The sequence below is a fragment of the Dehalococcoidia bacterium genome, assembly GCA_035310145.1.
Classification (GTDB): Bacteria; Chloroflexota; Dehalococcoidia; order CAUJGQ01; family CAUJGQ01; genus CALFMN01.
Window position 1 is genome coordinate 1 of the sequence record DATGEL010000139.1, and the last position, 11,067, is coordinate 11,067.

Annotated in this window: 11 protein-coding genes; all 11 read left to right on the forward strand. The window is 68.4% G+C overall.

Translation table 11 applies throughout. The features are described from left to right. The coding region (locus VKV26_24865; protein HLZ73149.1) for a RidA family protein at nucleotides 1-312 on the forward strand (312 nt) is incomplete at its 5' end. Nucleotides 313-347: 35 nt separating this feature from the next. Next, on the forward strand, nucleotides 348-1,346 hold the full coding sequence (locus VKV26_24870) for an amidohydrolase family protein (GenBank protein HLZ73150.1): 999 nt from the start codon (nucleotides 348-350) through the stop codon (nucleotides 1,344-1,346). Nucleotides 1,347-1,458: 112 nt separating this feature from the next. Then, complete coding sequence (locus tag VKV26_24875; GenBank protein ID HLZ73151.1) at nucleotides 1,459-2,505, forward strand: extradiol ring-cleavage dioxygenase; 1,047 nt, start codon at nucleotides 1,459-1,461, stop codon at nucleotides 2,503-2,505. 357 nt (nucleotides 2,506-2,862) lie between these two features. Continuing rightward, nucleotides 2,863-3,666 (forward strand): ABC transporter ATP-binding protein, encoded by an 804-nt coding sequence (locus VKV26_24880; protein HLZ73152.1) that lies wholly within the window; start codon nucleotides 2,863-2,865, stop codon nucleotides 3,664-3,666. Further along, nucleotides 3,659-4,402 carry an ABC transporter ATP-binding protein gene (locus VKV26_24885; protein HLZ73153.1) on the forward strand — a complete coding sequence of 248 codons (744 nt, stop codon included), beginning with the start codon at nucleotides 3,659-3,661 and terminating at the stop codon, nucleotides 4,400-4,402. Before VKV26_24880 ends, VKV26_24885 begins: the two co-directional genes overlap by 8 nt. Further along, on the forward strand, nucleotides 4,399-5,274 hold the full coding sequence (locus VKV26_24890; GenBank protein ID HLZ73154.1) for a branched-chain amino acid ABC transporter permease: 876 nt from the start codon (nucleotides 4,399-4,401) through the stop codon (nucleotides 5,272-5,274). The genes VKV26_24885 and VKV26_24890 overlap by 4 nt, the downstream gene beginning before the upstream one ends. 68 nt (nucleotides 5,275-5,342) lie before the next feature. Further along, on the forward strand, nucleotides 5,343-6,440 hold the full coding sequence (locus VKV26_24895) for a branched-chain amino acid ABC transporter permease (protein ID HLZ73155.1): 1,098 nt from the start codon (nucleotides 5,343-5,345) through the stop codon (nucleotides 6,438-6,440). Between the two features lie 95 nt (nucleotides 6,441-6,535). Next, nucleotides 6,536-7,981, forward strand: coding sequence for an ABC transporter substrate-binding protein (locus VKV26_24900; GenBank protein ID HLZ73156.1), 1,446 nt, complete (start codon nucleotides 6,536-6,538; stop codon nucleotides 7,979-7,981). A gap of 161 nt (nucleotides 7,982-8,142) precedes the next feature. Next, nucleotides 8,143-8,793 (forward strand): RraA family protein, encoded by a 651-nt coding sequence (locus VKV26_24905; protein HLZ73157.1) that lies wholly within the window; start codon nucleotides 8,143-8,145, stop codon nucleotides 8,791-8,793. Nucleotides 8,794-8,832: 39 nt separating this feature from the next. Next, nucleotides 8,833-9,756 (forward strand): DUF6282 family protein, encoded by a 924-nt coding sequence (locus VKV26_24910; GenBank protein HLZ73158.1) that lies wholly within the window; start codon nucleotides 8,833-8,835, stop codon nucleotides 9,754-9,756. 68 nt (nucleotides 9,757-9,824) lie between these two features. Next, entirely contained in the window at nucleotides 9,825-10,913 is a 1,089-nt protein-coding gene (locus tag VKV26_24915) for a methionine synthase (protein HLZ73159.1), read from the forward strand. Nucleotides 10,914-11,067 lie beyond the last annotated feature (154 nt).

Below are 11,067 nucleotides of genomic sequence, written 5' to 3' on the forward strand. Positions count from 1 at the left end.
GGCAACATGATCTTCTCCTCGGGCATCGCCGGCATGGACCCCGCCACCAGCACGATTCCGCCCGAGCCGGAGCGCCAGGCGCAGTTCATGTTCCAGAACCTGCGCACGCTGCTCGCGGCCGGCGGCGCCACGCCCGCCGACGTAGCGCACCTGACCGTCTTCCTCAAGGACAACCAGTACCGCCAGGCGCTCAACGCCGAGTGGCTGAAGATGTTCCCGGACGAGCACGACCGGCCGGCGCGGCACACCCTGCTCTACGACCTGGCCGGCGGCATGCTGATGCAGTGCGAAGTCGTGGCCGTGCTCGGCTAGCACGGCGCTTCATGCATTTCCCTGGAGGAGCAGCCATGATCATCGACGTTCACGCCCACGTCGTCGCGCCGCCCGAGCTGTACGCCTACGGCCTGCAACTGAACTCCAGCGGCGGCCACCACGGCAGGGGCAACCCCAACATCAGCGACGAGGCGCTGGAGAAGTCGGCGCAGTCCAACATCGCCACGATGGATTCGGTCGGCACCGACGTGCAGTTCATCTCGCCGCGACCCTTCCAGATGCAGCACAGCATGAAACCCGGCAAGCTGGTGCACTATTGGCTGGAGGCGATCAACACCACGATCGGGCGCGAGGTGAAGGCACACCCGGATCGCTTCGGCGGCATGTGCGGCCTGCCGCAGGTGGCCGGCGGCCCGGTTACGGACTGCCTGGAAGAGCTGGAGCGCTGTGTCAACGAGCTGGGCTTCGTCGGCTGCCTGCTCAACCCCGATCCGGGCGAGGGCGACGGCCAGACGCCGCCGCTGGGCGACGAGTACTGGTTCCCGCTCTACGAGAAGCTGGTCGAGCTGGACGTGCCGGCGCTGATCCACTCCGCCGCCTGCAAGAACGGCCGCGAGTCGTACAGCAACCACTTCATCACCGAAGAGAGCATCGCCATCATGTCGCTGATCGACCGCGGCGTGCTCCAGACCTTCCCCGGGCTGAAGCTGATCGTCTCGCATGGCGGCGGCTCGGTGCCCTACCAGATCGGCCGCTGGCGGGCGCACCACTGGCGGCAGGGCGGCGGCGAAAGCTTCGACGACGAGCTGCGCAAGCTCTACTTCGACACGATCCTCTACAACCAGGAGTCGCTGGAGCTGCTGTTCAAGATCTGCGGGCCGGATCGCTGCATGTTCGGCACGGAGAAGCCGGGCAGCGGCTCGGCCAAGGACCCCAAGACGGGCAAGTGGCTCGATGACCTGAAGCCGGTGATCGAGGGCATCTCCTTCCTCTCGGCGCAGGATAAGCGCATGATCTTCGAGGAGAACGCGCGCAAGGTCTTCACACGCTTCAAGGTGCCGGTGAAGGTGTAGCGCGTGGCCTCACCCCCCGGCCCCCTCTCCATGGCTTGCCATCGCGCGGAGCGCGATCTTCGATGGAGAGGGGAGGCTGCGGTACTTGACCTGATTTAACAGGGGGCTGGCGATGGCGGAGATCGTTCTTGGCATCGGCACGTCGCATACGCCGCTGCTGAGCTTGCCGGCGGAGATGTGGGAAGAGTATGCAAAGCGCGATCGCAACAATCCGGAGCTGCTGACGCCGGACGGCACGCGCCTGTCCTACGACGAGCTGCTGGCGAAGGCGGACCCGGCGATCGCGACGAAGGCCACGCCGGCGAACTTCAAAGACCAGTTCGAGCGGGCGCAGAAGGCGATCGGCACGCTGGAGCAGACGCTGGCGAAGGCCGCGCCCGACGCCGTGGTCATCATCAGCGACGACCAGGACGAATTGCTCTTCGACGACAACATGCCTTCGTTTGCCGTCTACTGGGGCGAATCGATGCGCCTGATTCCGCGCACCTTCGGGGATTCGGCCTCGCCCGTGATGAAGGCGGCCTCCTGGGGCTACGGCGACAAGGCGATGGACGTGCCGGTCGACGCGGCGCTGGGCAAGCACCTGATCGAGTTTTTGATCGACGCCGACTTCGACATCTCGCACCTGCGCTACCTGCGCGATGAGTACGGCGGCCGCATCGGCCCGGCCGGCTACGTGGACCGCGTGCGCCAGACGCCGCCCAAGCGCCAGGGGATGCCGCACGGCTACAGCTTCGTGGTGCGGCGGATTATGAACGGCAACGTACGGCCGATCGTCCCCGTCTTCCAGAACACCTGCTATCCACCCAACCAGCCGACGCCGCGCCGCTGCTACCAGCTTGGCAAGGCGCTGCACGCCGCGATCGAGGCGTGGGATGCGGACAAGCGCGTAGCGGTCGTCGCCTCGGGCGGGCTCAGCCACTTCGTCGTGGACGAGGAGCTGGACCGCATGGTGATCCGCGGCCTTGAAGAGAAGGACGGCGAGTTGCTCTCCTCGCTGCCGCGCAAGCGCCTGGATTCGGCCACCTCGGAGACGCGCAACTGGATCACGGCGGCCGGCGCGCTGGAGCACCTGCAGTTCCGGCTGATCGACTACCTGCCGGGCTATCGCACGCCGGCCGGCACCGGCGGCGGCTGGGCCTTCGGCGCCTGGTCCTGATCGCGGCGGCTTAACCCCGCCGCGGCTGAAGGCGCGTCCGCATGGGAAGTCTCGGTGCTCGATGGGCGCCCAGCGCCCATCGAGCACCGTTGCGCTGCGCTCTGGCCCCACGGGGGAAGGGTTTGGTTGAGGCAAGCATTCGTTCTCAGATAACCCCTCCCCTGTGGGGAGGGAACAGACGGCGAAGCCGTCAGTGGTAGGTCCGCGGCCGGGCCGTCTTGTAGGCCAGGCACAGATGGGGACGCCGCCGGCTTGGGGTCGGCCGCCATTGGCGCGGGCGGTGCGGCAAGCGTATGCTTGCGGCCACAAGCGGCGCAGGGCGCCCGTTGCGGTTCGGTGACTAGAGACGCGGGAGGAATGGTGCTGGCGTCCGTCTCATCCGAGGCCGAGAAGACCGGTGCGTCCGCCGGGGCGGGCGCGGCCGTGCTGGCGGCACGCGGCGTCTCCAAGCTCTACGGCCGCTTCAAGGCCGTGGATGGCGTCGACCTCGACGTCTTCGACAAGCGCGTGCATGCGCTCGTCGGCCCCAACGGCGCGGGCAAGACTACCGTCCTGAACCTGCTCGGCGGGCAGATCCTGCCCACCAGCGGCGACGTGTTGTTCGACGGCCGCTCGCTCGGCGCCAGCAAGCCCGCGCACCGCGCCCGCGCCGGCATCGGCCGCTCGTTTCAGCTCACCAGCGTGCTGACGACCTTCACTTGCCTCGAAAACGTGGTGATGGCGGTGCAGGCGCGCCGCAGCATGCTGCAACTGCTGCGTCCGCGCAGCCGCGAAGCTGACCTGTCCCTGGCGCACGAGATCCTCGGCCGGGTTGGCCTGCACGATCGCGCCGGCGTGCCGGCAGGGCAGCTCGCGCACGGTCAGCAGCGCCAGCTCGAGGTCGCGATCGCGCTGGGGGCACGGCCGCGCGTGCTGCTGCTGGACGAGCCCTCCTCCGGCATGAGCCCGCACGAGCGCCAGAACCTGGCCGACCTGCTGCGCCAGGTGGCGACGACGACCGCCGTGCTCATGGTCGAGCACGACGTGCACCTGGTGCGCACGGTGGCCGATACGGTGAGCGCCTTCAGCGAGGGCCGCAAGCTGATCGAGGGCACGCCGGAGCAGGTGTTCGCGGCGCCCGAAGTGCAGCGCGTCTTCCTGCGGGGGCTGCAGGATGTTTGAGCTGCGCGGCCTGCACGCCTACTACGGCAAGAGCCACATCGTGCAGGGCATCTCGCTCGAAGTCAGCGCGGGCGAGGCGGTGGGGCTGGTCGGTCGCAATGGCGTGGGCAAGACCACGACGCTGAAGGCGATCATCGGCCTGCTGCGCCAGACGCGCGGCCAGATCCTCTTCGACAAGCGCGAGGTCTCGAAGCTGCCGACGCACCGCCGCGCCGCGCTCGGCCTGGGCTACGTGCCCGAAGAGCGCGCGGTTTTCCCCGATATGAGCGTGGAGGAGAACATCCGCATCGGCGCCTTGCTGCAGAGCGGCGGCGACCAACAGCGCTGCCTCGACGGGGCCTACGCCCTCTTCCCGATCCTGCGAGAGCGGCGCGAGCAGCTCGCCGGCACGCTCAGCGGCGGCCAGCAGAAGATGCTTTCGCTGGCGCGCGGGCTGGCGCTGCGGCCGCGCCTGCTGCTCGTGGACGAGCCCAGCGAGGGGCTGATGCCGATGTTCGTTGCGCACGTGAGCGAGGCGCTCGCGCATGCGGCCGAGAGCGGCAACGCCATCCTGCTGGTCGATGCCTCGTACGAGTTGTTGCGCCGCGTCTGCGCCCGGCTCTACGTGATGGACCGTGGCCTGATCACCGGCGTCTACCGGCCGGAGGAGTTCGCCAGCCCGGACGCGCTGGCCGCCGCCTATCTGGGCGCCGCGGCCGCGGCGCCGGCGCCTGCCGCGGAGGCGACGAGGGCGTGAACGAGTTCATCTTGCAGGCGTTGAACGGGCTGGTCGTCGGCCTCTCGCTGGCGCTGGTCGCCTCCGGGCTGGCGCTGATGTTCGGCGTGCTGGACATCGTCAACTTCGCGCACGGCGACTTCTACATGCTGGGCGGCTACGTGCTCTGGTGGACGCTGCCGAAGACGCACAATTTCGTGGTGAGCGTGGTGCTGGCCGGCCTCGTCGTGGGCGTGGGCGGGTTGATCATGCTGCTGCTCCTCGTGCGTCCGCTGCTGGACCGGGCGCTGACCTCGACGGTGCTGGCCACGCTGGGCCTCAGCCTGATCCTGCAGCAGTGGGCGACGCGCACCTTCGGCGGCGACGCCAAGCCGGTCGAGGCGCCGCTCTCGGCGCACGTGAACATCGGCTCCGTCCAGTACCCGGTGTACAGCCTGATCATCATCGTCGTCTCGGCGGCGATCCTGGCCGGCGCCTTCTTCTACCTCAAGTATGCGAAGTGGGGCATCTGGCTGCGCGCCGTGGCGCAGAACCGTTCCATGGCCGCGGTGCTGGGCGTGCCCGTGCCGCGGGTCTACTGGCTCGCCTTCGCGGCCAGCTCGGCGCTGGCCGGCATCGGCGGCAGCCTGCTGGCGCCGAGCAGCGGCGTCTATCCAACCGTGGGCAACGACGTGATCCTCAACGCCTTCGTCGTCGTGGTGGCGGGCGGCATGGGCAACTTCATGGGCGCGGCGCTGATCGCGGTGCTGCTCGGCGAGATCGAATCGCTGGGCACGATCACCTACGGCTCGATCTCGCTTTCGCCGGTCGCCGTGCGGCTGCTGGCGATCGCCGTGGTGATCGTGCTGCTGATGGTGCGATCGCGCCGCCAGAGCGCCCTGGCGCGGCTGTAAGCGATGGCTTCCGGAGCGGCGACGGGGCCGGCTGTGCAGCCATTCGGAGTGACGGTGGAGCGGGCGCGATGAAGGTGGCGGGCCGCAGGTGGCGTTCAACGCCGTGGTGGCTGCACGGCGGCCTGCTGGCGCTGCTCGTGCTCGCGCTGATCGTCGTGCCGCCGGCGAAGGGCGGGATTTTCTCGCAGAAGCTGGCGCTGTATCTGATCTTCGGGCTGCTTGGGCTTTCGGTTGCGCTGATCACCGGCTACGCGCGGCTGTTCAACATCGGCGTCGGCGCCACCTTCGGCGTCAGCGCCTACGCCGCCGCCATCGCCACGCAGCACGGCGTCAGCAACCCGGTCCTGCTGCCGCTGATCGGCATCGGCGCCGGCCTGGTCGTTTCGGTGCTGTTCGGCATCTTCGCCATCGTCGCCTCCGGCATCCAGTACATGATGCTGACCTTCCTGACCACGCTGGCCTTCTTCGAGGTGCCCAACTTTTTGACCAAGCTGACCGGCGGCGACAACGGCCTCGTGCTCAAGGGCGGGCTGCACCTCTCCTTCGGCCAGAACCCGCTGCGGGGCCACGGCTTCTACTACCTCGTGCTGGGCGTGACGCTGTTCGTTTGCGCCGTCTGCTGGTACGCGCTCAACTCGCAGTTCGGCCGTGCCGTGCGTGCGATCGGCCAGAATCCGCTGCGGGCGGCGGCGATGGGCTACGAGGTCAGCCGCTACCGTATGGCGCTGACGCTGCTCTCCGGCTTCGTCGCGGCGGTGGGCGGCTGGCTGCTGGTGCTCGACAACCAGTTCGTCTCGCAGGACATGGTTGGGCTGAACTACTCGCTCAACGGCCTGCTCTACGCGCTCGTTGGCGGCGTGGACAGCATTGTCGGCCCGCTGATCGGGGCCGCCGGCTTCCGCAACATCTCGGAGACGATCAGCCGGCACAGTTCCGACTCGCAGCTCTTCATCGGCATCGCTCTGATCGCGATCGTCTTCCTGATGCCCGACGACGGCGTGATCGGACTCTACCGGCGGGCGCGGGCGCGGGGTCTGCGCGGGCTCGGCGGCGGGCTGCGCTCGTATGCGCTCGGCCTGCTGCGGATGACACGCAGCGACGGTGAGGCGATAGAGCCAGAGGCGGCGGCCGGGCTGCGAGCGACGGAGGACGCGCACAACCTGTAGCCGCCCGCTTGCACGGCTGGAATGAGGCTGGCAGTATCCGGGAACCACGCCGCCGCCCGTGGACGCGACGGCGCAGCAAGACAGGGAGGCAGGGCATGGATCTGGCCATCCGCAGAATTCGGCGAGCGCCGCTGCGCCTGCTGCTCGTGGGGCTGCCCGCGCTGCTGCTCGTCGCCTGCAGCTCGAGCAACAACAACTCGAGCAGCAACAAGCCCGCGACCGCGGTCAAAGCCGCGAGCGCGGCGGCGCCGGCCTCGGCCGCCAGCGCTGCCGGCACGGCCGCGGCAGCGGCAGCCACGAAGGCCGCGAGCGCCGCGGCTGTCACCACCGCCGCCTCTGGTTCGCCCGCCGCCGCGGCGCCGGCCGGCCCGACGCAGTCGCCGCAGGCGCAGGTGCAGGCCACGGGCAGCCCGATCAAGATCGGCGTGCTGGCCGACCTGACCGGCGCCTTCGCCAACGAAGGCAACTACATGAAGCTCGGCGTCGATTTCGCCATCCAGCACATCAACGCCACCGGTGGCATCAACGGCCACAAGGTCGAGGCTGTCTACGCCGACCCGAAGACCGATCCGGCCGAGGCCGTGCGCCTGGCGCGCGAGCTGGTGCAGCAGGATAACGTCGATGTGCTGGTCGGCGGCGTGGGCAGCAACGAGTGCCTGGCCGTGGAGCAGCAGGCGCCGCAGCTCGGCGTCCTCTACGTGGCGTCCACCGGCTGCGCCAGCGACGTGTTCACCAGCACCGCCTGCAACAAATTCTCCTTCCGCGTCGAGCCGACCGCCAACCAGACCACCGACCCGGAGTCGAGCTACCTCATCAAGTCCGCCGGGCCGAAGTGGGGCGTGATGTACGCCGACTACGCCTTCGGCCAGTCGCAGCTCAAGGCCTACAAAGATTCTCTCGGCAAGCTCGGTGGCTCGGTCACGGTCGAGATTCCCGTGCCGCTGAACGAATCGAACGTCTCGCCCTACGTCAGCAAGATCCCGACCGACGGCTCGATCAACGGCCTCGTGGTCGCCTTCGGCGGCGCCGACCTGGTGCGCATCATGGGCGCCATCCAGCAGTTCGGCATCAACAAGAAGGTGGCGATCTCCACCCAGGCGAGCAAGGACTTCTTCGGCGGCACCGCGCCCGACGCCGTGGACGGCAGCATCGGCGTGACCGTCCATCCGACCGACGGCATTCCGGGCAACACGTACGACGCGCAGTTCGACGCCGACTGGCATAAGTTCGCCCCGCAGGAGCGCACCACGATCGGCGTGCATGGGTACGTCTCGTACATGGCGATCAGCGCGGTCCGCGCCGCCGGCGATGCGGCCAAGGTCAACGGCAAGGCCGACACGCAGAAGTGGATCACCGCCTTCGAGAACCTGAACATGCCGCAGGGGCCGGACTCGCCGACCGGGCCGATGATCATGAACAAGAACGACCACCAGGGCCGCATGAACGTCTACATCATCCAGGAGCACGGCCAGAAGGAAGACATCCTGCAGACCGTGCCCGCGTCCGAAGTGCCGCAGATCGGCACCTGCCAGGCGAAGTAGCGGGGCTCTCGGCCCTCATCCCCCGGCCCCTTCCCCCAATCCTGGGGGAAGGGGAGATCGATCCGCGAGGCTAGAAGGCTAAAGGCGGGACGTACAAGCTCCCCTCTCCCAGGATTGGGAGAGGGGTCGGGGGTGAGGGCCGACGGGCCGGAGGTCACAGCATGCATGCACTGGTCGCCCGCCTTGCACGGCTCGATTCCTGCGCCGTCTCCGATGCGCTGGACCGGCTGGGGCTGGCCGGCACGGTAACAGGCATTCGTTGCCAGACCGGCACGGCGAAGATCGCCGGCCGCGTCGTCACCGTGCGCCTCGGTCCGCCCGACGGCACGGCCTCGACCCGTCACCTCGGCACGGCGGCGATCGAGGCCGCCGCACCGGGCGACGTGATCGTGATCGACCACCAGGGGCGCGACGACGCGGCGGGCTGGGGCGGCATTCTTTCGACCGCGGCACAGATCCGCGGCGTGGCCGGCACGATCGTGGACGGCGCCTGCCGCGACGTGGACGAGGCGCGCGAGCGCGGCTTCCCCGTCTTCGCCCGCGGCGCCGTGCCGCTCACCGCGCGCGGCCGCGCCGTGGAGCAGGCGTTCAACGAGCCGGTCACGATCGGCGGCGCCTCCGTTCAGCCCGGCGATCTCGTGATCGCCGACGGCAGCGGCGTCGTCTTCGTGAGCGCCAAACGGGCGGGAGAAGTGCTGGAAACGGCGGAAGGGATCGCCGCGCGCGAGGCGGAGATGACCCGCGCCGTGCTCGCCGGCCGGCCGGTCTCTGAAGTGATGGGCGCCAACTACGAGTCGATGCTGCACCGCTGATGCAGGCCGCGGGCCGGTCGCGATTTTGGGAGGAATGGCATGGCGGATAAGGAGACGGTACACGGGCTGCTGCGCGGCGCCATCGACATGCACGTGCACTCGGCGCCCGACGTGCTGCCGCGCAAGTTCGACGATGTGGTGCTGGCGCAGCGCACGATCGACTCGGGCATGGCCGGTTTCGTGCTCAAGTCGCACTACATCTGCACGGCCGACCGCGCCACAATGGTGCGCGCCATGTTCCCGCAGGTGCAGGCCTTCGGCGCGCTGACCCTGAACAACTCGGTCGGCGGGCTGAACCCGATCGCCGTCGACATCGCCGGGCGGCTGGGCAACAAGGTCGTCTGGCTGCCGACCGTCGATTCGCAGAACGAGCTGGAGAACATCGCCGGCCAGCGCGACGAAAGCAAGCTGCCCTACTGGATGAGCATCGCGCGCGAGATGCGCCAGCTCGGCATCGCCGGCAACTGGATCCGCATGATCGACGACAACGGCAAGGTGATCGATGCGGCGATGCAGTGCCTGGAGCTGATCGCGCGGCACGACATGGTGCTGGCCACGGGCCACATCAGCCTGCCGGAGCTGCGCGCCGTGGTGAAGGCCGCGCACGAGCTCAAGGTCCAGCGCATCATCATCACCCACGCCGAGTTCCCGACCACGTTCTTGACCATCGACCAGCACCGCGAGTTGCAGCCCTACGGCGTCTACTTCGAGCGCTGCTTCACCACGCCCTACACGGGCAAAGTCGCCTGGGAGACGGTGGTCGAGAACATCAAGCAGGTCGGCGCCGAGACGACGATCATCTCCACCGACCTCGGCCAGACCACGAACCCGTACGTGGACGAAGGGCTGGAGATCTACTTCGGCAAGCTGCTGGACGCCGGCATCTCCGAGCGCCAGATCGAGCGCATGGTGCGCGACAACCCCGCCAACCTCCTCGCCGCCGCCCAGCCCGCAAAGGTCTAATTGCGAGCCAGCTTCCACAGCCTCCCCCTCTCCAGCTTCGCTGGAGAGGGGGCCGGGGGTGAGGCCACATGCCCGACTACCGCGCCGACATCGTCGGCAGCCTCTTGCGGCCGGACTACTGGAAAGCGGCGCTGCAGCAGTTCGAGGCCGGCCAGATCGACGCGGCCGCCTGGACCGCCGTGCAGGACCGCGCCGCGCTGGAGAACATCGCCATCTTTGCAGCCGCCGGCGTAGACGTGCTCACCGACGGCGAGGCGCGCCGGCGCTACTGGTTCGACCCGCTCACCGAGAGCCTCGGCTATACGCATGATGCCGAGGCGGCCGTGCCCTTCACCAGCGAGCGTGGCGTCGTGCGCGAGATGCTGCGCCTGCCCGCCGTCACCGCGCCGCTCACCCTCAAGCAGAACCTGCCGCTGCGCGAGTTCGAGTTCGCCAAAGCGCACACGAGCAAGCCGGTGAAGGTGACGCTGCCGAGCCTGACCTACGCAAGCGTGCTCTATGTGCCGGGCAGCTCGGACAAGGTCTATCCGGACCGCGACGTCTATATGCAGCAAGCGCTGCGGCTGATGCGCGAGGTTGTGGCGCAGTGCGTGGCCGCCGGCACCCGCTATATCCAGCTCGATGCGCCGCGCTATACGCACCTCGTCAGCGAAGTCGGCATAGAGAACTTCCACCGGCTCGGATTGAACACCGACACCTGGCTCACCGACATGATCGCGCTGGACAACGCGCTGATCGCCGGCTTCCCGGACGTGACCTTCGGCCTGCACCTCTGCCGCGGCAACAACCGCAGCATGTGGTCCGTCGAAGGCGGCTACGACGCGATCGCCGAGCAGCTCTTCAACACGCTCAAGGTGCAACGGCTGCTGCTGGAGTACGACTCGCCCCGCGCCGGCAGCTTCGCGCCGCTGCGTTTCGTGCCGCGGGACAAGACCGTCGTGCTCGGCCTGGTCACCACCAAGCAGCCGGAGATCGAGAGCGACGAGCTGCTGCGCCGCCGCATCGAGGAGGCCTCCCAGCACATCCCGCTGGAGCGGCTTGCGCTCAGCCCGCAGTGCGGCTTCGCCTCGACGCAGGAGGGCAACCTGGTCAGCGCCGAGGTGCAGCGGCAGAAGCTGGAGCTGGTGGCCCGCGTGGCGCGTAGCGTCTGGGGCTGAAGGCTGCCGACACCAAGGACTATGCAACGGCGATGGCGCAAATCCTGATGAGGGTGTTGAAAAAGTCTGAATTCCTGTAGGAACCGAATTAATTGATTTCGCTGAAAACAGCACACAGTGAAGCGAAAGCAGCGAGCGCGAGGCCGCCTGCCGG